22 protein-coding genes and 1 other RNA gene are annotated in these 22762 nt (G+C 34.9%); 2 read left to right on the forward strand and 21 right to left on the reverse strand.

The window, feature by feature from the left end; all coding sequences use genetic code 11:
• Positions 1-297 precede the first annotated feature (297 nt).
• The 6 genes from rarD to G8Y85_RS04805 form a co-directional block, all read right to left on the reverse strand.
• Complete coding sequence (rarD, locus tag G8Y85_RS04780) at positions 298-1212, reverse strand: EamA family transporter RarD (RefSeq protein WP_103345995.1); 915 nt, start codon at positions 1210-1212, stop codon at positions 298-300.
• Between the two features lie 143 nt (positions 1213-1355).
• Positions 1356-2489 (reverse strand): THUMP domain-containing class I SAM-dependent RNA methyltransferase, encoded by a 1134-nt coding sequence (locus tag G8Y85_RS04785; protein ID WP_060551058.1) that lies wholly within the window; start codon positions 2487-2489, stop codon positions 1356-1358.
• Between the two features lie 231 nt (positions 2490-2720).
• Positions 2721-3100: RNase P RNA component class B (rnpB, locus tag G8Y85_RS04790), an RNA gene on the reverse strand.
• Positions 3101-3141: 41 nt separating this feature from the next.
• Positions 3142-3477: a cell division regulator GpsB gene (gene gpsB / locus G8Y85_RS04795; RefSeq protein ID WP_037564338.1), complete on the reverse strand. Its 336-nt coding sequence runs from the start codon at positions 3475-3477 to the stop codon at positions 3142-3144.
• Between the two features lie 21 nt (positions 3478-3498).
• Positions 3499-4056 (reverse strand): SLOG family protein, encoded by a 558-nt coding sequence (locus tag G8Y85_RS04800; RefSeq protein WP_107401363.1) that lies wholly within the window; start codon positions 4054-4056, stop codon positions 3499-3501.
• Entirely contained in the window at positions 4049-4384 is a 336-nt protein-coding gene (locus G8Y85_RS04805; protein ID WP_060551061.1) for a DUF1798 family protein, read from the reverse strand. The genes G8Y85_RS04800 and G8Y85_RS04805 overlap by 8 nt, the downstream gene beginning before the upstream one ends.
• Positions 4385-4696: 312 nt before the next feature.
• On the opposite strand from G8Y85_RS04805, the gene recU reads away from it, so the two are divergent.
• On the forward strand, positions 4697-5323 hold the full coding sequence (gene recU, locus G8Y85_RS04810; RefSeq protein WP_165805502.1) for a Holliday junction resolvase RecU: 627 nt from the start codon (positions 4697-4699) through the stop codon (positions 5321-5323).
• Entirely contained in the window at positions 5320-7539 is a 2220-nt protein-coding gene (locus G8Y85_RS04815; RefSeq protein ID WP_165805503.1) for a transglycosylase domain-containing protein, read from the forward strand. Before recU ends, G8Y85_RS04815 begins: the two co-directional genes overlap by 4 nt.
• A gap of 88 nt (positions 7540-7627) precedes the next feature.
• On the opposite strand, the gene G8Y85_RS04820 is transcribed toward G8Y85_RS04815, so the two are convergent.
• The 15 genes from G8Y85_RS04820 to aroB form a co-directional block, all read right to left on the reverse strand.
• A complete protein-coding gene (locus G8Y85_RS04820) occupies positions 7628-7960 on the reverse strand; it encodes a YpoC family protein (RefSeq protein WP_103345990.1) in 333 nt (110 codons plus the stop codon).
• The gene (gene nth, locus G8Y85_RS04825; protein ID WP_165805504.1) at positions 7957-8628 is read right to left on the reverse strand and encodes an endonuclease III; all 672 of its coding nucleotides are present in this window, start codon (positions 8626-8628) and stop codon (positions 7957-7959) included. Before nth ends, G8Y85_RS04820 begins: the two co-directional genes overlap by 4 nt.
• Positions 8618-9310 carry a DnaD domain-containing protein gene (locus G8Y85_RS04830; RefSeq protein WP_060551064.1) on the reverse strand — a complete coding sequence of 231 codons (693 nt, stop codon included), beginning with the start codon at positions 9308-9310 and terminating at the stop codon, positions 8618-8620. Before G8Y85_RS04830 ends, nth begins: the two co-directional genes overlap by 11 nt.
• A gap of 80 nt (positions 9311-9390) precedes the next feature.
• A complete protein-coding gene (gene asnS / locus G8Y85_RS04835) occupies positions 9391-10683 on the reverse strand; it encodes an asparagine--tRNA ligase (RefSeq protein ID WP_107401364.1) in 1293 nt (430 codons plus the stop codon).
• A gap of 98 nt (positions 10684-10781) precedes the next feature.
• Positions 10782-13469, reverse strand: coding sequence for a helicase C-terminal domain-containing protein (locus G8Y85_RS04840; RefSeq protein WP_165805505.1), 2688 nt, complete (start codon positions 13467-13469; stop codon positions 10782-10784).
• A gap of 22 nt (positions 13470-13491) precedes the next feature.
• Positions 13492-14463, reverse strand: coding sequence for a biotin--[acetyl-CoA-carboxylase] ligase (locus G8Y85_RS04845; RefSeq protein WP_107401366.1), 972 nt, complete (start codon positions 14461-14463; stop codon positions 13492-13494).
• Entirely contained in the window at positions 14450-15652 is a 1203-nt protein-coding gene (locus G8Y85_RS04850) for a CCA tRNA nucleotidyltransferase (RefSeq protein WP_107401367.1), read from the reverse strand. The genes G8Y85_RS04845 and G8Y85_RS04850 overlap by 14 nt, the downstream gene beginning before the upstream one ends.
• Positions 15645-16781: an N-acetyl-alpha-D-glucosaminyl L-malate synthase BshA gene (gene bshA, locus G8Y85_RS04855; RefSeq protein ID WP_103345986.1), complete on the reverse strand. Its 1137-nt coding sequence runs from the start codon at positions 16779-16781 to the stop codon at positions 15645-15647. Before bshA ends, G8Y85_RS04850 begins: the two co-directional genes overlap by 8 nt.
• Positions 16782-16795: 14 nt before the next feature.
• Entirely contained in the window at positions 16796-17116 is a 321-nt protein-coding gene (locus G8Y85_RS04860; RefSeq protein WP_165805506.1) for a nucleotide pyrophosphohydrolase, read from the reverse strand.
• A 140-nt stretch (positions 17117-17256) separates the two neighbouring features.
• Positions 17257-17952, reverse strand: a complete 696-nt coding sequence (locus G8Y85_RS04865; RefSeq protein WP_060551071.1) for a zinc metallopeptidase — start codon at positions 17950-17952, stop codon at positions 17257-17259.
• 36 nt (positions 17953-17988) lie between these two features.
• Complete coding sequence (locus G8Y85_RS04870; protein WP_103345985.1) at positions 17989-18591, reverse strand: DUF1405 domain-containing protein; 603 nt, start codon at positions 18589-18591, stop codon at positions 17989-17991.
• Positions 18592-18621: 30 nt separating this feature from the next.
• On the reverse strand, positions 18622-19155 hold the full coding sequence (locus tag G8Y85_RS04875; protein WP_103345984.1) for a YpiB family protein: 534 nt from the start codon (positions 19153-19155) through the stop codon (positions 18622-18624).
• 9 nt (positions 19156-19164) lie between these two features.
• A complete protein-coding gene (locus G8Y85_RS04880; RefSeq protein WP_165805507.1) occupies positions 19165-20406 on the reverse strand; it encodes a tetratricopeptide repeat protein in 1242 nt (413 codons plus the stop codon).
• Between the two features lies 1 nt (position 20407).
• Positions 20408-21697 (reverse strand): 3-phosphoshikimate 1-carboxyvinyltransferase, encoded by a 1290-nt coding sequence (gene aroA, locus G8Y85_RS04885; RefSeq protein ID WP_165805508.1) that lies wholly within the window; start codon positions 21695-21697, stop codon positions 20408-20410.
• A complete protein-coding gene (aroB, locus tag G8Y85_RS04890) occupies positions 21697-22761 on the reverse strand; it encodes a 3-dehydroquinate synthase (RefSeq protein WP_165805509.1) in 1065 nt (354 codons plus the stop codon). The genes aroA and aroB overlap by 1 nt, the downstream gene beginning before the upstream one ends.
• Position 22762 lies beyond the last annotated feature (1 nt).

A 22762-nucleotide genomic window follows, 5' to 3' on the forward strand; every position in this document is an offset into this window, starting at 1 on the left:
CAACACGATTCAAGAATAAAAGTGAACAATAAAGATGTCACATTGAATGAATAACTAATGTTGGATTTAATGCAATTCCTTTAAGCTATATCAAACTCATTAATGTTGTAAAAAATGCCTCTTTTATCATTCATCTGGTCAAATTTTTAATAGACAAACGAGATAGCATTTCAGCAACAACAAAATAGAAAAAGCTTCCAAAATTCACATACATGAATTTTGAAAGCTTGCAATGAAAACAACTATAATATCATTTTTTGAGTTATCATACACAATTTTATAAGCATATTGAGTGCGTTAATTTTGATATTTTAAAGGTGTAGGTCTTTTATATATTTTGATAATTTGCGATAAAACATAAATTAAAATACCTGACCATATAAAACAAAATGTAATAAATTGGTCCATGTTAAACGGTTCCTTAAATACAAAAATACCTAATATGAAAATAAGTGTTGGCCCAACATATTGGATAAACCCCATTAAGGATAGTGGAATCCTAATGGCGCCAGCAGAAAATGAGAGTAAAGGGATGGCCGTGACAGCGCCTGAAAACAGGAGCCAAAATGATGACATATTAAATCCAATACTTAAATGATGTTGGAACGTCATATATAAGATATAAATGAGTGCCATCGGTGTGGTCACTATCGTTTCAATAGTTATACTACTCATCGCATTTAAAGGGACTAATTTTTTTAATAAACCATAAATTCCAAATGAAAATGCTAACAATAAAGAGATGAAAGGAAATTCACCTATTTTAACGGTCATATAAAGCACGCCAGTTAAAGCAACGACTATAGCTAACCACTCTAAACGATTAAAGCGTTCTTTAAAGAATATCATTGCTAATAATATACTTACTAATGGATTGATATAATATCCCAAACTTGTTTGTAATACATAACCAGCTTCAATAGCATAAATAAATGTTCCCCAATTCAATGTCACCACATAACCAGCAATAATAATAATGATGATTTTCTTAGGTGACGCAATGAGTTGTTGTAAATCGTTTTTAAATGTTGTCCATTGTTTCATTAGTGGCAACAACAATAACATAAAAATAAGGGACAAAATTATGCGTATCATTAAGGTTTCAATCGCATTAATCCCCGTGATTAATGCCCAGTAAAGCGGTAATGTTCCCCAAAGTATATATGCGATTAATGAGAACATAATCCCCTTTTTAAAACTTGTATCTTGCATCGACATAGCCCCCTTTATCTTCATAAATGATTATCTCACTATTGACACAATCATTTACATTCTTGAACAGCAATGTATGTCACGAAAATCATTATAATTATGAGAAGCGGAATGCAACTAAGAATACTATACAAGTTTGCACTTTACGCATCAGCTTTTTTAGGTGCCCAGTATTGATAATACGTTGTTTCAATATAGCCATTAAAGAGTTTTCGACGTTTTGTAGCTTTGCGATTGGCTAAATATTCAAAGTCTTTATGACTTGTCATAATATAAAGCGAAAGTTGGTCATGTTTATGAAGTAATGTGCCTAAATAACGATACATTTCTTCAACTTCGTTACGTTCACCGATACGTTCGCCATAAGGTGGGTTTCCAATAATACCAATTGGTCCCTCATGTGTAAGTGTTAAAGTATTCACATCTTTGACACTAAATTGAATAATATCACCCATGCCAACTTCATCAGCGTTGGCTTTTGCTATTTCTACCATATGAGGGTCAATATCAGAAGCATATATTTCAATTTCTTTATCATAATCTGCAGCTTCATCTGCTTCAGCGCGCAATGAATCAAATAGCTGATCTGGCATGATATCCCACTGCTCGGATACAAAAGAGCGATTGAAACCTGGCGCAATATTTTGAGCAATCATGCAAGCTTCAATAGCAATAGTTCCCGATCCACAAAATGGGTCGATAAGCGGTGTATCCCCTGTCCAGTTAGCTAATTTAACTAAAGCAGCAGCTAGTGTTTCTTTAATCGGTGCTTCCCCTTGTTTTAAACGATATCCACGACGATTTAAACCAGAACCAGATGTATCAATCGTTAGTAAAACTTTATCTTTTAAAATGTTAACTTCGACCGGATAATTGGCCCCAGATTCTTCTAACCATCCAGGGATTTTATAAGCGTGTTTGAGACGTTCAACGATAGCTTTTTTAGTAATCGCTTGAACGTCAGGTACACTAAATAACTTTGATTTTAAACTACGACCTTGCACAGGAAATTTTCCATCTTTACTAATGATTGCTTCCCAAGGCAAAGCCTTTGTTTTTTCAAATAATTCATCAAAAGTTACTGCTTCAAATTGACCGACAATGAGTTTGACACGATCAGCAGTTCTTAACCATAAATTGGCTTTAACAATAGCGCTTTCGTCCCCTTCGAAATAAATGCGCCCGTTCTCAATACGTGTCTCATATCCTAACTCTTGAACTTCTTTAGCTACAATAGATTCAAGCCCCATAGGACATACTGCTAGTAATTGGTACATGATTTTCCTCCTAAAATAATTTGATATAGGTTGCTATGTATAAATTAAATAAATTGTATCATACTTATGTTATTCATAATGAACATATGGCATTTAGTAATCATGTTCATCGATGAGGGTAATGATGATGTGTGATGTCATTGGATAGCGGTTTAAAGGGGTACACATTTATAGTGAAATAAATGATGGGGCTGGAACATTGATGTCCCAGCCCCGAACTAGTAGTGATATTTTTATAAGCCATGTTCTGTCCCGTAGTACTCATGATGTGCACTAGTTACACTGGTACGCCGGTCGTAATCATCTGTCTGAAAAGCATATAACTTTTCCTCATCTATACGTTCATTTCCGTTAGACAAGTGCTCCTACCAAATTTGGATTGCTCACTCGAGGGGTTTACCGCGTTCCACCTTCGTTATTTCTAACTGAAGCTACGTCACTGTGGCACTTTCAAACTATTGTAACCGTATCAAAAGACTTAGGTTAGGTCGTTGCCGTCAATATAGCTATTGCCTTGACTTATGGTTTCATCAAGCACGAACACTACAATCATCTCAGATTGTGTGAGCATGGACTTTCCTCTATATTCACTATAGCGATTACGCAAAATATCACTCAAAAATTATATCATTTTGATTCATAAAAGCAATGATTATTTACCAAATACAGCCTTTTCAAGGTTAGAGATACGTTTAAGAATGTCTACATTGCTATTTTGATTCGTACTTTGGTTAGCAAAACTTTTATTATCGTGTGAACGACCTGATGCGACACGAATACGTAAATCTTCAATTTCTTTTTTTAATTTATTGTTTTGCTCAGTTAATTTAATGACCTCACTATTTAAGTCAGCCATTTTTTGATAGTCCGCAATGATATCATCTAAAAAAGCATCTACTTCCTCAGGACGGTAACCGCGTACCATTGTTTTTTCAAAATCTTTCTCGTAAATATCTTTTGCAGATAACTTTAAAGAAACATCTGACATGATTTCTCCACCTCATTTGATTCAATTTTCTTCAGACCATTGTAAATCATTGATAAAGCTCGTAATTTCGTCAAACGCCACAATATCACAAGTATAGTTTGTTTTTTCTGTAAAATCAACTAACTTACGCTTGAAAAACTTAGGGCTCGCTTCTTGTTCTTCATCATAAATCAAAAGCGTAATATCTGTATGATCTAACATAAATTGATCTGCAGCTTGAAATTGATGTGGCCCTTCATAAGGGCGTTCAAAAACACTACGCACAAAGTCAGCATGCGCTATAATGTGCTGATAACGCAATTGATTAGTATCATTCCACTTCTCTGTATGATTTTCAAATGGCGTAATGATACCTAATTTTAAATCAGGATAATCTGACTTTAAATCAATGACACATTCTGCTGTCCATAATTCAATACCCAACTGGCCTTGAATTAACACCCATTCAAGCCCCTCTTCGATATAACCTATCAATTTATGCGTTATAAATTGCTTTAAGTACTGCACTTCTTTAACGGACTCATTAAAAATATTGAGTTCATAAGATTTGTATCCTGTAACATACATCGTTTTAAACATGGTTTTGTTCACTCATTTGTTTTAGATAATTTAAATCATGTGTGACAACTTTAATTTTATCATTAAATATTTTAGTACTTGTTCTTTTATAATGACATTCTACAGAAACTTCTTCAATAATTTGAATGAGACGATGAAATTTTTGGTCATTAAAATATGGGAACGTAAGCATAGAATGATAATTTTTTTTAAACGACAACAAAGATGCGTCTACGTCACTAACAAACGGTTTGATATCTTTTTCAAAATCGTATTGATGACCTTGTTTAGCTAATTTAAAGCGCTTTTGTATTGCTTTATTTATTTCTATCAATTCTTGGACATTCATATTAACCTCCAAATGTGTATATCTCGTATTACATGCTTATTACAACTGGATTAAGGGTAACGCATCTATAGCATTTGTGATACAATAATATCAGTTTATGATAACTTTAATTGCATCGTATTATATACGAACATAATATTGATTTGCAAAGTGTTTTGTATCGTAATGTCATTGGAATTAAAGGATATCATACGAGTTAAGTAATGTGTTAAGCGCCCTATTTACTTAATTATTAAATGATATGTACCTTAAAACATTACTAATGTAGTAAAGAACAGTCGTTCTAACTTAATTCAGAATTTAGGTGGCAAAATGAATTATCCTAATGGTAAGCCTTTTAAGCCAAATCAGACTAGAGGCGGAATCACGAATATGTCACAGCATAGTAAAATTGAATATGGTGGACGTGGGATGTCATTAGAAAAAGACATTGAACGTTCAAATCAATTTTATATGAAACACCGACGTGCAGTGATTAATAAGAAGCCTACCCCAGTTCAAGTGGTACATGTAGATTATCCTAAACGTAGTCAGGCTGTTATTAAAGAGGCTTATTTTAGAACGCCTTCTACAACCGATTATAATGGTATTTATCAGGGTTATCACATCGACTTTGAAGCGAAAGAAACTAAAAATAAAACGTCTTTTCCGTTACAAAACATTCATGAACATCAAGTGCGACATATGTCTCATGTGTCAGAACAAGGTGGCATAGTGTTTTTACTCATTCGATTTAAAGTGCTTGACGATGTGTACCTACTCCCTTTTAAAAACTTTCTTCCTTTTTGGGAACGGTGTCAACAAGGAGGAAAAAAATCTATTTCGGTTGAAGAAATTCAAGAAAATAGTTACTATATTCCTTATCAATATCAACCAAGATTAGATTACCTCAATGCAGTTGATAAGTTGATATTAGATGAAAGTGAGGACCGCGTATGACGGAAAAGAAAAGGACTTCTAATAGTTCATCTCAGAAGTCCGGTCAAAAAAAGAATAGAAACATCAAACGTACCATCATCAAAGTGCTGAGTTTTATGGTGCTTGCCGGAGTTATTTTAGGCTTACTAGCAATCTTACTTTTTGCATATTATGCCTGGAAAGCACCCGCCTTTAATGAAGCGAAATTACAAGATCCCGCACCAGCAGAAATTTATGACAAAAATGGACAACTTGTTAAAAAGCTTGATAACGGTGCAAGACGTGAACACGTTGACTTAAAAGATGTCCCGCCACAGATGAAAAATGCTGTTTTAGCGACTGAGGATAATCGTTTTTATGATCATGGTGCCCTCGACTACAAACGTCTTTTTGGAGCTGTTTTAAAAAATGTCTCTGGAGGCTTTGGTGCTCAAGGTGCGTCAACACTTACGCAACAAGTTGTTAAACGTACATTCTTAACTGATCAAAAGTCAATTGAACGTAAAGCGCAAGAAGCATACTTATCATATCGTTTGGAACAGGAATATTCTAAAGATGAAATATTCCAAATGTACTTAAACAAAATTTATTATTCTGATGGTGTATATGGTATTAAAGCTGCTGCTAAGTATTACTTCAACAAAGATTTAAAAGACTTAAATCTTGCTGAATCAGCGTATTTAGCTGGTCTACCACAAGTACCTAATACGTATAATATTTACGATCATCCTGAACAAGCAGAACAACGTAAAGATACTGTATTATACTTAATGGCTTACCATAATCGCATCTCTGAAAAAGAGAAAAAAGAGGCTCAAAATACACCTATTACAGAGAATCTAGTACAACGTACTTCAACAGAGCGTCAAATTAAACCTGATGATAGTACAAAACAATATGATTCATATGTTAACTTCATTAAGCAAGAATTAATGGCACATCCAGACTTTAAAGGTGAAAACTTATCTGACCTTCTAAACAGTGGTATTAAAATTTACACTAACATGGATAAAAATGTTCAAGATACATTACAAGAACGTGTAAATAATGGTGGTTATTATAAGAATGAAGACCAACAAGTTGGTGCAACGATAGTTGACAGTAAAACAGGTGGTCTTGTAGCGATTTCGGGTGGACGTAATTACGAAGATGTCGTAGAAAGAAACCAAGCGACAGACCTACACCCTACCGGCTCTACATTAAAACCTTTCTTAGCATACGCACCTGCCATTGAAAATCTCCAATGGGCGACGAATCACGCATTACAAGATGAATCTGCGTATAACGTAGACGGTGATACGTTTAGAAACTATGACCAAAAGAGTCATGGAACGGTTGCACTGTATGATGCCTTACGTCAAAGTTTTAATATTCCTGCCCTTAAAACTTGGCAACAAGTTAAAGAACAAGCAGGCAGTAATGCACCGACTGATTTTGCTAAAAAAGTTGGTTTAGAATATGAAAACACTAATATCGGACCTTCCGAAGTATTAGGTGGTTCATCTTCTGAATTTTCACCAACACAATTAGCGTCAGCCTATGCGTCTTTTGCCAATGGCGGTGAATATAACAAAGCGCACGCGATAAAACGTGTTGAAGAAGCCAATGGCAATACGATTGAGTTTGATCATACGAGTCATAAAGCAATGGAAGATTACACTGCTTATATGATTACTGATGTATTAAAAGGTACATTTAAAGCATATGGTTCTGCTTATGGTAACAATCCAGGATTTAATGTTGCAGCAAAAACAGGTACAGGTACTTACGGTTCTGAAGTGTATCAACAGTACAATTTACCAGATTCAGCTGCCAAAGATGTATGGATTGCAGGTTACTCCCCTAGATATACGATGTCTATCTGGATGGGCTTTAACAACGTAAAACCATATGGTACAAACTCATTTGTAGGTAGTAGCGAACAAAAGTTACCTCAAGAACTATTTAGAGAAGTAATGTCAGGCATTCACCCTCCAGGATATAGCGAAGACTTCAAACGTCCAGATTCTGTAGGAGGCAGTGATAAGAGCCTATATGTTGCAAAATCACCAGACCATAATACTACAAGTAACTTTACTGAAAATAGTGGTGGTACAAATGCCGGTGGTTCTAGTAATACTACGAATCGCCCAACAGCAAACTCTCAAAGTGGCGTAACGGGTAATAGTGGAACGACAAATCAAAGAAATTCTACTGGTGGCCCAAGTGGTACAATTCGTAACTTCTTTGGATTTTAACGCAAACAAACTCCTAGACAACGATGTTGTTTAGGAGTTTGTTTTTTTATATTACAAATATGCAAGTGCTACCGACACGTCAATACTTTTAAAGATCTTCTTCATGACGGACGCGATAGGCTGCGTGCATTTTTATAAGTTCTGTTTTTAATGTTTTCATTTGTTGATATCCCATATAATGATGTTTACGTTGTTGAATATACGCCAATCGTTCTGTTAAATTAAATGGTTTAATCATTAACTGTGTTTCATCAAGTGGCTCAATAGAAGAGATATGATTGATATCTTTAAAATAAGATATGAGTAATTCGTAATAAGCATCTAATAAGTCAAATGAAGGTGGTTTTCCAATTAAACGTTTTTTGGCAAGTGCATCTAATTCGAGTTCAAGGTTATGAAAATGAGTGTAGCGATTCATCATGAGACGCCACCTACTGCTCTTAATGACGCTTTATAACGTTTTTGTCCCTCACGACAATCATTAAATAAAGGACATTCTCCGCATTTCGGTTTGCGTGCTAAACAATGATATCTTCCAAAAAAGATTAATTGATGATGACTTTTAGTCCATCGATCTTTAGGGATAATAGATGTGAGCTTACATTCTACTTCTAAGACACTATCTTTCCAACGACATATCCCTAATCTTTTTGAAACGCGCTCTACATGCGTATCGACGGCTAAAGCAGGCGCTCCAAAAGCCACACTCATGACCACGTTAGCTGTTTTTCGCCCCACGCCAGCTAAACTTTCAAGTTCTTGATGTGTGTTTGGAACCTCCCCATCAAACTTATCAATTAATGATTTAGATAATTTTTGAATATTTTTTGCTTTATTCCGATATAATCCGATACGTCGAATATCATTTTCGAGTTCTGAAAGTTCAACATTTAAATAATCTTCAGGTGTATGGTATTTTTGGAATAAGTCTTGTGTTACTTTATTAACGGTGTTATCTGTACATTGTGCAGATAATAAAACCGCAATTGTGAGTTCAAAAGGATTGCTATGTTTTAATTCGCATTCTGCATCTGGAAACATTTGATCAATTGTATCTATCATTTCTAAAGCTTTTTTCTTACTTACCATTTGGTGACTCCCCATTTAACCAATCAAACTTAGGGAAATTTTCAATTTTTTTTGCTCCCTCTTGTGATTGTTTTTTAAATTTTGCCCGTATAGGTTTTGAATCTTCCACAGTAGTGACATTATTCTTTTGCCAATTCAACAATATTCGATCAATATACTTTAAATTTAATTTATTATGACTTAAAGCTTCGTCAATTGCAGCATCGATTAATTGGTGTGGATAGTGATCGACGTCTAACCATTGTGAAATCGTTTCTATTTCTAATGGTGATAATGCCCTACCAAAATTGGTCTCAATTTTAGAAAATAAACGTTTAAAATGTGCTGTGTCATTTTCAAGCTCTAATTTTTGCTTTTCTTGCTCTAGCACTTTTGCGAACTGATTAAAGAAGCCGTCCATATTTATGAATTCTGAGAATTTACCGTCATGATCTTTTTCAACTTTCATTGATAATAAATCTAAACGAATAAGTTTTTGGATAATCATAGTGACTTCTGTTTCTTGCATCGTCGTACCTTGTTTAAGAACATCTATTGAAGGTTGTAAATTAGACACTTCATAGGCGTGTAAAATTTTAATTAGTATGATTAAGTCTGCTTCGTTCAAACCGAGTGCTTGATAATAATTTAGCAATTCGTATCGAATGACCACAGGACGAATTTGTAGTTCTCTTGCATTCATGTCGTCACCTCGTTTCGTTTTGATATAAAAAGACCAAGCTCAAAAATTAGTCATGAGACTTGGTCTACAGTCATTAAATACTATGGATATAAACGATTTAATAAACGTGGGAATGGAGATGTTTCACGTACATGTTCAACACCCGAAATCCATGCTACAGTGCGCTCAAGTCCTAGACCAAAGCCACTGTGGGGAACCGAACCATATTTACGTAAGTCTAAATAATATTGATAACTTTCCGTATCTAATTGATGCTCGTCAATACGTTGTTCGAGTAATTCAATATCATTGATACGTTCTGAACCACCGATAATTTCCCCATAGCCTTCAGGTGCAATTAAATCGGCACATAAAACCGTTTTTTCATTGGCTGGATTTGGTTGCATGTAGAACGGTTTAATTTGAGTTGGATAATTAACGATAAATACAGGTAAATCATAATGGTTTGCAATAGCAGTTTCGTGTGGCGCGCCAAAATCATCGCCCCATTCAATGTCATCAAATCCCTCTTTATGCAAGAATTCAATAGCATCATCGTATGAGATGCGAGGGAATGGTGCTTTTACTTTAGCTAATTTAGATGTGTCACGCTCTAATATTTTAAGTTCAATTTCACAATTTTTGAGAACAGATTGAACGATAAACGATACATATTGTTCTTGAACTTCTAAACTTTCATCATGTGTAGTAAAGGCCATTTCAGGTTCAATCATCCAAAACTCAATTAAATGACGACGCGTTTTGGATTTTTCTGCACGGAAAGTTGGACCAAATGAGAACACTTTACCATACGCCATCGCAGCAGCTTCCATATACAGTTGACCACTTTGAGATAAAAAGGCATCTTCATCGAAATATTTTGTATGGAATAATTCACTTGTGCCTTCTGGTGCACTAGCTGTAAGAATTGGTGGATCGATTTTTGTGAAACCATTATTGTTAAAGAATTCATAGGTCGCACGAATAATTTCATTACGAATTTTCATCACTGCATGTTGTTTTTTTGAACGTAACCATAAATGACGATGATCCATCAAAAATTCTGTACCATGATTTTTAGGTGTGATTGGATAGTCATGAGCATCATGAATCACTTCGATGGATTTGACTTGCATTTCATATCCTAAATCTGAGCGATTATCTTCTGTGATTTCACCCGTAATATATAAAGAGGTTTCTTGTGTAATGGACTTCGCTTGTTTAAAAGTGTCTTCATCTACAGCTGCTTTAACGACAACACCTTGCATAAAGCCAGTTCCATCACGCAATTGTAAGAACGCGATTTTACCGCTTGATCGCTTATTTGCGAGCCAAGCACCGATTGTAACCTCTTGACCTATAAAATTCTTAGCTTCTTTTATCGTTGTTTTCATAACCAGTCTCCTATTACATTTTTACTCTTTCTTATTTTATCAAAACTCACTTATAAGTTCTACAATCGCAATAAGTTCAAACAAAATATCATTTCATGTTACTTTTTTGACTGTAATTGAATTAATAATTTATCAAAATCGTTCATTGTTCCGTAATGTTTAGCAAATGGTTCAAGTGCTTCATTGAAAAAATGTTTATAATGTTGCTCTTTTAAACGATTGTCGAATGAAACCACTATACCTTGATCATGTTCATTTCGTAGTAAGCGCCCTAAACCTTGTTTAAATCTTGAAACAGCTTCAGGAAGGACATAATCTTTAAAGATATTATCGAATTCATCCTTTAGAAGTATTGGTTTAGCATGATACTGACTCATAAATGGTAATTTGGTAATCATAACACATTTTATGCCATTGGCTTGATAATCAAACCCTTCAAAGAACATCGTAGTGCCTAATAAAATCGCTTTATCAAAGTGGTTAAACTGCTGAACGATTTTAAAATTTTGACTAGGTTGTTGGGATAAAATGACATAATCTTCAAGTGCTTCTAAGTCTTGTAAATAATTCATAACTTCATATAACATTTTATAACTTGTGAATAAAACCAAACACTTACCTTGGACGATTTCAGCATACTCAATAATGTATGAAACTATGGATTGAATATAATCATCATGGTGATGGTAATCAAAGCGTTCGATATCGGATGGTATAAATAAATGTCCCTTTGTATTTAACGGTACTTTTGGCTTGATGGTAAAAGTTTTAAATGCTTCGTTATTAAACCATTTTTTATAAGCATCAAATGAGCCGTTAAATGTTAACGTCCCTGAAACAAACGTAATGGAATCAAATTTATTAAGAACTTTATTCGTTAAAATCGTTTTAATTTTATTTTCTTTAATATGCACCTTTAAAGTGGACTTTTGATGCGTATTTTTGAGTGATAGATAAAACGGTTGGTGTTGCTGAATCGCCTTTTCAAAATATTTCATCATATCTCGTATATACAATAAATGTTTGCGAATCGCTTTAATAGTAGCATGTTTCATGCTATTAAAATTCTCAAGTGTTAAATTAATTTGTTGGATGAGACGACTCAAAGGCTTTGAAATTTGTTCAGAATCTAAATTATAAATATAAAATGTTTTGGCACTTTCGTCTTCATAAATTTTTGACTGATGTGCACATTCAAACAACACGTTAAAAAGGTGCTCATTTTCTTCATGAATACGATCAATGTCTTCTTTAATTTGAAATACATCGATAGGTGGTATGTCTAATTTTTCATCTATGCGCTGTTGTTCTAAAACATCTAATTGACGTAATAATTTTTCATTTTCTGTTTTACCAATTAACCCGAGTTGGTATTTTATGTCAGCATAACCTACTACTTTAATCGCCCTATCAAAAGCATAATCAGGTAACCGATGTGCTTCATCTATAATACAATGATTAAATAATTGGTATATGGAATTGTCTGGAGAAGAATACATTAAGTGGGCGTGATTTGTTACACCAATTTGTATACGTTGCGCATTTTGCTTAATATGATGGTAATAATGTACATCGTTTTTTATTGGAATATATGTTTCGACTTTTTGTGTAAAGTACATTTTTTGCCCGCCACGCAAATGAAGTTCTTGTATATCCCCTGTTTCTGTTTGTAGAATCCAGATTAAAAGCTGCATCTTTAAAACATTCACTTCATAATTTGGTGTAGATTCCTCGAGGATTTGACGTACAAGGCCTAATGAGATGTAGTCGTGTTTGCTTTTAATCATACGCGCGTGTAAACGTATATTCAGTGCACGATTAATCATAGGAATGTCATGTTGCAACAATTGATTCTGTAACAACTTTGTATTTGTCGAAATCATAACATGTTCCCCGGTTTCAATATGAAACATCAATGCAGCAATAAGATATGCAAGCGATTTACCGCTTCCTGTGTCTGCCTCTATCAAGGTCTTTTCACTATGCATGATTTGATTATATATCGTTTCAGCCATATACAACTGTGTTTCACGATATTGATACCCTGCTTTGTCAATGATCGTTTGATACAGTGTTTGAATGTCTCCTTCAAACTGTATACGGGTTTCTTTTAAATCTAGAATAGGTTTGTAATATAGGCCATTAAAATGGCGATATGTAGTGACATGTTCATTGTTTTTATGTTGTCGAACCAGCTCGAAGAAATAATGATCCAATTGATACTTTAAATGTTTACTTAAAAAGTAAAGTTGTTTCATCGTTTCTACCGGAAGTTGTTCTAATTGCTTAAAAGCCATAATCATCAGTTGTGCCGTTGTACGTGCATCTTCATCGGCACGATGCGCTTGTTCTAAAACGATACCTTTCGCATCAGCTAATTCACTTAATTGATAACTTTTTTCCATTGGGAAAGCAATTTTAAATAATTCTAGTGTATCTATAATTTGTGGAGGTTCATAATCGATGTGCGCACTTTTAAAGGCGAATTGAAGAAAGTTCAAATCGAAATTGACGTTATGTGCCACGAATATACAATTCTCTAGTTTATGATATATCTGGCGCGCAATATCTTTGAAATAAGGCGCTTGATCAAGCATGTCCGCTTCTATTGAGGTTAAAGCTTGAATAAACGTCGGTATTTCTAAGTCTGTTTTAACCATAGAATGATATTGATCTACAATTGAATGATTTTCAACAAAGGATATTCCAATTTGAATAATTTCATCATAGCCCACTTGATTTCCTGTCGTTTCTAAATCGACAATCGCGTAGCGCGTATTTGACATATCACCCCTCCTTTCTTTTTATCTATAGTTCAATATCTGCACTCATTAGACGATGAATCGTTCCTGTTGTATCTACAACATGTAAAAAACCCTCATCATCAATTTCTATTACTTTGCCGTAAAACTGACGTTTGCCTTCAGTAAAACGTAATTGTCGATGCCATATGTTGGAAGCAGCAACGTATTCCTCTTTAATTGATTTGAATGAAGATGTTAGGAATTGATGGTATCGTTTAGCGATATGTGAAATGAGTGTCTCTAAAAACGTATAACGTTCAATGGACTGACCACTCTCAATTTTAATACTTGTTGCAATTTGACGTATTTCATCGTCCCAGTCAGAAGCAGTTTGGTTGATATTTATGCCTATACCACAGATGACCGCTTCAATACCATCTGCATTTGCTACCATTTCAGTTAAAAAGCCACATATTTTCTTTTCGCCAATATAGATATCGTTAGGCCATTTAATTTTAACGTCTTCATCTACATAAGCTTGAATCGCATCACGAATCGCTAACGACATGAATAAATTAAATGTTGTTAACATGGCATAAGAAATTTGAGGTCTTAAGACGAGTGACATCCACAGCCCTTTTCCCTTAGAAGATTGCCAAGGTCTTTTAAATCTCCCACGACCTTCAGTTTGGGTATCACTAATAATAAGCATTGGTTCATCATGGTCAACCAATAGATGTTTAGCTTCAAGCTGTGTAGATGCTACTGAGTCATAGCAGTGTATGATATCAAATAAAGGTTGATGCGTTAATACAGATTGTACGATACTTGTATGCCAAGTATTAGGGAAAGTATTGAGGCGATGCCCTTTATTATGTACAGAGTCAATAGAAATACCTTCAGCTTTAAGTTGATCAATGACTTTTTTTACCGTCATTCTAGAAATATTCAGTTTTTCTGCGATGGTTTGACCAGAAATGTAATTCGGTCGCTCATCCGTAATTAATTTTAATATGGGGTCTCTATACTTCGACATTTAATTTCACCCATTCTATAATATCAGATTGTGTATTGAGTGTTTCTTGAGTTATAACCGCGCATTCAATTTTTCTTAATGCTTGTTTTAACCAAGGGCCACTAGGTTGTTGTAATACTTCCATTAGTACTTTACCATCAATTGGTATTTCTTTACGAGACCGAATTGGCAGTTGTTCGTAAAGTGAATGAACGCTTGTCGCATTAAAAAATAAAGGTGATGGCAACATAATGCCATGATTTTGAAACAACGGACGCAAATCAAGAATCGTTTGAGCAAGTGTAATACCGTAATCATATAACCAAATTTGAAGGTCACGTTTTGATTGAATGGATTGTAATTCTGATACAGCGGAATATAAAACATCAGCTTCCTTAAGTGTTTGGTTACTTAATTTTAAAGTTTTTATATGTGCTTTCTTTCCCTCTAATAAATACAACAACGCAAGGAATTGCACAAGTGTCAACGGTTCAGATAAAGAGAGCGTTTGCCATTGATATTGATTGAAATAAGGCACATGCGCCAAGAGATTAATGCTTTGAATTGCTGAAAAAGCCTTTTCGATTCCTGAACCTTTAAGCAACTTATCTAGCTCCGCTATAATACGTTCGATGGATAAATATGCAATATCACAAGCGGCATTCCGCATCGCTTCAAACGTATTAGGATCGATTTCAAAATTAAGTTGAGATTGGAATCGTAATCCTCGAATGATGCGTAAAGCGTCTTCAGCAAAACGTAAGTTGGGATCGCCCACTGTACGAATCAGACCTGCTGTTAAATCATGTCGCCCTTCAAAATAATCATAAAGTTTAAATGATGTATCCATTGCCATCGCATTAATTGTAAAATCTCGACGTGCGACGTCTTCATATAATGAGCGCACAAATTGTACATCATTTGGGCGACGATGATCATCATAGTCACCTTCAGTGCGGAAGGTCGTAATTTCATAATTGTCCCCTTCAAAGACAACATTAATCGTACCATGTTCTTTGCCAACTGGAATCGTGTGCTCAAAAATAGCTTCGATTTCATCTGGTGTAGCACTTGTAGCGATGTCGATATCATGAATATCACGTTGCAAGTAATAATCTCGTACAGCGCCACCGACAAAGTAAGCTTTAAAACCATGTTTTGAAATGTGCTCCATTACAGGTATCGCATCATAAAAGGCATTTTTAGTCATGTGTGTACGCGTCTCCTAACATTTTTTCATAATAATGCTCATATTGATCTGCAATTTTAGAGGAATGAAAACGTTGTTGAATATCTGCTAACATAGCCGCCTGCATACGTTGATATTGTTTTGAATCTTGTAAAATAGAAACAGCATAGTCTGCCGCTACATGTGCGTCTCCAATATTCACTAAAAAGCCTGTTTCTTCATGTTTAATGACTTCTTTAATACCACCTGCACTTGTGCCTATAGGTATGACACCTGAGTTCATCGCTTCTAAAAGGGTTAAACCAAAACTCTCTTTTTCACTCATCAATAAAACAAGATCAGAAATTTGATAAAAATTACTCATACAGTCTTGTTTTCCAAGAAATAAGACATCATCTGTTAAGTTTAACGCTTTTACAAGTTGTCGCATATCTAACAATTCAGGTCCATCGCCAATTAAAAGTAATTTTGCTTTAATGTTTTTACGGATATGTGCAAAAGTTTCGATAATCGTATCGATGCGTTTAACTTTACGGAAATTAGACACATGAATGATGACTTTCTCATCTTGTGAAATGCCGTAACTCGCACGTAGTTCGGGTTGGCGTCCTACTGGAAACTCGTGCTCTCTCACAAAATTATAAATTGGAACGATTTCTTTGTCAGGTTCTATAATTTGATACGTTTCATCTTTCAGTGATTGACTCACACTTGTGACAATATCACTTTTTTCAATTCCAAATTTGATGGCATTTCGTAATGCATGATCGTAACCTAAAACAGTGATATCTGTCCCGTGTAATGTTGTCATAATTTTAATATCTTTGCCTGACATTTGGCGTGCCAGTATGCCACAAATGGCATGCGGTATCGCATAGTGCATATGAAGTACATCTAAATCATGTTCATTAATGACGTTAGCGATTTTTGTACTTAAGGAAATATCATAAGGTGGATATTGAAATACCGCATATTGATTAATATCTACTTGGTGAAACGTAATGTTCGGTACGGGTTTGTTAAGTCGAAATGGCATATTTGAGGTGATAAAATGAACTTCATGCCCGCGTTCTGCCATTAAGATACCTAATTCTGTGGCAATGATGCCTGATCCGCCAACCGAAGGATAACACGTAATTCCTATTTTCACATTGGCACACTCCTTTATTTACGTTCAAAACGATGACTATCACGTTGATTAAATTTTTCCATCGTTTGATTAAAACTTTCTGTCATATCAATATTTAATGAATTTGCTAAACATAACAATACAAATAAATTATCTCCGAGTTCAGCTTCAATAGTATTAGCCGCTTCTGAAGCTTTTTTTGGTTTCTCACCGTGATAGTGATTAATTTCACGTGCAAGTTCTCCTACTTCTTCAGTTAAACGCGCTAAATTTGCAAGTGGTGAGAAGTACCCTACTTTAAATTGAGATATATAATCATCCACTTCTTGTTGCATCATTTTCATTGATTTATTCATTTAACGCACCCTTTCAATGTCTTAATCTTTATCTTACATGATAATCTAGGGTATCGGCAATTTTGGGACATTGGACATTGAAAAGAGACAAAATAAAACATCCATTCTGGTATATCAGAATGGATGTTTTATACGTATTATTATTCTTCAGAACGTGCGATAAGAATTAATCTTACTAACTCAGCAACGGCTACTGCTGTAGCGGCAACATAAGTCATTGCAGCTGCACGTAACACACGGCCAGCATGTTTATATTCTTTTTCATTTACAATATTCAAACGTTGAATTTGCTTCATTGCACGTTTACTTGCATCAAATTCTACTGGCAATGTAATGATTGAGAACAACACAGCAAAAGCCATAAAGAAAATCCCAATCCATAATAGCGTAGAACCGAATGCAATATGCAACATTGTCAAAATGAATCCAGCAGTAATAAGTAAGTATGATAACGAACTACCTAAATTTGCTACTGGTACTAATGCAGAACGGAAACGTAAGAAGAAATACCCCTCATAATGTTGAATCGCATGACCAACTTCATGGGCTGCGATCGCTGTACCCGCAACGCTTGGTCGATTATAGTTAGAAGGTGATAAAACGACTACTTTTTTACTTGGATCATAATGATCAGTTAAAAAGCCCTCGCCTTCTTTCACATCTACGTCATAAATGCCATTAGCATGTAGAATTTCTAAAGCAACTTCTCGTCCCGTCTTGCCACTTGTAGATCTAACTTGTGAATATTTTTCATAGTTAGATTTAACTTTATGTTGAGCATACATTGGGAGGATCATAAGTATTACAAAATAAATAATTAAATTAATAAAAGACATTATGTTCACTCCTTTAATACTATTGTAAGTGGTTGATTAATAATGGTCAAACTTTTTAACCTTTCGTTGATGACAGACATAAATTGATATTAACAATGGTAGAACACTTAACCAAAATGCGACGTAACCAATGATAGATTCGTATGGTGTTAATGAACCATATTTTGGAAATTGATGAAAGACATAATCTATCACATCATTGTGAAACACCCAAACCATAGCAAAGGAAATGCTCAGACATGTGATTTTGAACCGAGGTAAAAATAAAAATGCTTGAATCACCATGATGGCATGAGTTACTAACAAGATTACCCCTAATAAATAAATAGTTTGGTCGTGGATACTTAAAAATATAATCATGAAAATGGCCCATACACCGTATTTAATCAAGGTGATAAATGCGAGGGTATCAATGATTGCATTGCGGTGATTGAAAAGCATTAACCCAATACTCACAGTTAAACAGAGCGTTGCATTAGGACTGTCAGGTATAAACAACCAATATTTCCAATGAGAAAGAGATAATCTGTGCGCATACCATACATAACCGAAAATCGTACCCATTAAATTACATAGAAATAAAAATGTTAATATGGCGCGATTGTATATTAAAATCGGATGCAGTGAAGACCAGTTCATAGCATAACTCCTTAAAACAACACGCTTATCTTATTTAACTACACGTAATAACGCCGTATAGTAATAAAAAGTGTGTTGATCTTTCATTTGTAAACTCAAATCAATTTGAGATTCAATGATATGCATCAAATGTTGGCGCATATCATTGCTCAAATGAATGTTAGCTACGTCATTAAAATAACATGTGTTATGATGAGACGTTAATAATTGATGTAAAATAATATGATCAAGTCGTAAATCTCTATATTTGGCATGAGAAAAGTGGATTTTTAAATCTATCGGTGCCGTATCGTTAATGATGCGAGTAAAGATTTCATTTGTATTCACATATGTCATTCCATCCATCGTCAAACGTATAGCTGGGTATTCACTATTTTCAACTGAAATTTCTAACGTAAGATGTCCAGGTATCATTTGATCAACGAAATTAATCCGACTTAAAAAATCATCATCTGATTTAAAATAATTTAACAACCACACAGATATTCGTGATTTAAACTGATATTGAAACAATAAATAATCAATCAAATGTTGTTTGTCTTGATTGATGGGCACCTCAAACATCGTATCCTCCTAGCTCAAACGTGCATACTCATCATGCCATCTTTCTTCATGAGGCTCCTTTTGAAGCAGCGCGTTTAAAATAGATTTGGCTTGAGCAATGTGACCGACTTCTATTAAATACGCATAGTAATCTTTTAAGAAATCCGTATTATCTTCTAGTGCTACAAAAGCTAAATCGTAAAAATGTTGCGCTTCCTTATCGCGTTCTTCTTGGCCAAGTGCATAAGCTAATTGCCATGTAAATACAGGATCCATGTCTTCTTCATTAGCATATTGTACTAATTCAATTAATGCTTCATAGTCTTCTTGATGGCGGTAAAAATCAGCAAGCATTAATAACGGTTCTTGATAACTTGGGTCGACTTCGAGTGCTTGTTTTAATAAAGCAACCGCTTCATTTTGATCACCATGTTCGATTTTTAAAGCGCCTGTACTGTACATAAGCTCTTTATAATATTGATTTAAACGTAAACCTTCGTCACCGATATCAATGGCGTCAGCGAACATTTTTTCATTTTCATATAACTGCTGTAAATAAAAATAAGCTTGGATGAAGTCAGGATCTATATTCAATAAAGATTTAGTGATTTTTATTGCTTCTTGTGTTCGATCGTTTTTCTCAAATGCGACGGCTTTCTTTAAGTAATCCTCAGGAACCATTTCTTGTTCATTCATTTCATCATACCATTTCAAGGCATCTAGGTAATTGCCGCTTTGAAGACTACTATCTGCAAGGCGTGAAAATAAATTCACACCATTCACTTCGTATTCTCCGCTTTCTAACACCGTATCATACTCACGTGATGCCCTTAAATACTGGCCATCAAAATAGAGGAGTTCAGCAAGCGCAAAATGTATGACAGGATCATTTGGTTGTAATTCAAGTGCTTCTGTCAATTTATCAGTGGCAACTTCAAGCATATTAATTTGTTGATATAAATCTGCTTCTAGTAATAATTTTTCTGGGGAGACAGGGACTTCATTCAAATATTCCAACGCTTCATCTATTTGATTTTCGGTTACAAGGCCTTCTATAAAATAGATAAGCACTTCCCCTTCATCAGGATATTTGTGGTATAACGTGCGAAACACCTCAAGACCTTGAGGTGTTAACCCGTATTGATATAATGTTTCTCCGAGTGCAAATAACCCTTCATCGTCATCTGACTGAAGTACTTCTTGTACACGTGAATCGAGGTTGTCTAAATTTTGTAAATTGATATCATCTATAATTTTATAGATATCTTCCATGTTATCCCTCATTCTCAAATTGTTTTAGTATCGGTAAGAATCCAGGAAAAGAAACATTTACACTATCAAACTGTTTAATATGAATAGATTCTGAGTGAAGTAACGACGCAACTGCAAGCATCATTCCGATTCTATGATCGGTATGACTATCAACTTCACAAGGTGTTTGCAATTGAGATGAGTGTATGATCATTCCATCATCAGTGGGTTCTAAATGAAAACCAAGTCGATTTAATTCACTTGCAGTAGTATCTATTCTGTTTGTTTCTTTAACCTTTAATTCTTCGGCATCTTTTATAATACTTGAACCTTTAGCTTGTGTACAGAGTAAAGCAATGACTGGTAGTTCATCTATACAGCGTGGAATAATATTTCCACTTATTTCAATAGGTTTCAAATGAGGGGTATATCGAACGTGTAACGTTGCGGTTGGTTCAGGTGTGTTGGTTTGATTTAAAATTTCAAGATTGCCACCCATTTGTTGAACCACTTCGATGATGCCATCCCGTGTTGGATTCATGCCCACGTGATGTAAATAGATATCGCTTCCTGGTGTAATAAGTGCTGCTACTATAAAGAAAGCAGCTGATGAAATATCTCCAGGTACATCAAAATCAGTGGCTTTAATGTGATGGATACTGTTGCCTGGCAATACTATACGATGTGATGACACATTGATAGGAATCCCGTAATGTGCGAACATTGTTTCAGTATGATTTCTAGACATATCTAATTCTTCTATTACCGATTCATTGTTGGCAAAAAGACTGGCAAACAAAATTGCACTTTTAACCTGAGCGCTTGCTACAGGCATTTTATAATGAATACCCTGTATAAGCCCTTTTTCTATTACTAGTGGCGTATAGTTATTCTCTATGCCTCGTATTTTAACGCCCATTTGTTGAAGCGGCTCTATCACACGATTCATTGGTCGCTTTCCTATTGAATTATCACCCGACAATACACTCTCAATCCCTAAGCCACCTAATAACCCTGCCATAAGACGGGTTGTAGTTCCTGAATTACCTGTGTATAGCGCTTGGTGTGGCGTTTTAAAATGTTTGAAACCTGGAGATGTAATCTGTAGTTGCTCTTCTTTAAATTGCATTGAAACGCCAAGTGATTGGAAAATTTCTGCGGTTCTAAGACAATCTTCACCTAACAATGGTTTATTGATGATAGATGTCCCTTGGGCTAACGATGCTAACATGATAGCACGATGTGTCATCGATTTATCACCAGGTATTGTTACATGACCTTTTAAAGGTCCTTGTATAGAAATGGTTTCCATTAGTGCACCTCCTGATGATATTGAAGCATTTGATCAAATGCTTCTTTTAAAATGTGTTTCGGTATATGTTCGACTGTTGCTTGACCTATACGTTGAAGTAAAACCATTTGCACACCAGTCGCGGTATTTTTCTTATCTGATAACATGAGTGTATATAATGATTCGAAATCAAATGTATCGAGTAATGATAAAGGGTACTCAAGTTGTTTTAAATAATGATAAAAATGATCTGTAGCAAATTGTGTCTGTAAAATGATATTTGCGACATAAAATTGATATAAAATACCAATCATCACAGCGTGTCCATGCGACATGTGATGTGCATATTCAATAGCATGTCCAAACGTGTGACCTAAGTTTAGAAATTTTCGGTTTCCTTTTTCGTTTTCATCTTCAATGACAATGTCTAGCTTAGTCTCGATGCCTTGAACTATATGTTGTTCAATATGGTCAAGATGTTTTAAGGACTGTAATGTAGCAAAGTGTTGTTCTAATGTGTCTACAGCCTCATGATTTGAAAGTAATGCATGCTTATAAATTTCAGCATAGCCACTTTGTATTTCAGTTGTCGGTAAAGATGTTAAAAAATTCAAATCATAAATCACTGCTTTTGGTCGATGGAAGGCACCGATTAAATTTTTACCATAGGATGCATTAATGCCTACTTTACCGCCAACACTAGAGTCATGTGCAAGCAGCGTTGTTGGCACTTGGATAAAATCAACACCTCTTAATAATGTTGCAGCTATGAAACCAGCGAAATCTCCTGTGGCACCCCCACCAATCGCCACGACACAGGACTGACGTGTAGGATGATGTTCAAGAAGTTGATTCATATATTGATCATAATATTGAATGTATTTCACTTGTTCTCCAGAGGGGATTTCAATCATGATATATGATTGGAAGCGTTTTTTAATCGATGGCCATAGTTGAGCAACATTCTGATCGATTAAAATGAATACATGCTGGTAATCTGCAATATAGTCATCTAGTTTATCAATGGCATTTTTTTCAATAATAATGGGATAATTGTTAGATTCATAACGTGTGAACAATTTCATA

Origin of the sequence: Staphylococcus sp. 11007852 (genome assembly GCF_011394325.1) — a bacterium.
Classification (GTDB): domain Bacteria; phylum Bacillota; class Bacilli; order Staphylococcales; family Staphylococcaceae; genus Staphylococcus; species Staphylococcus agnetis.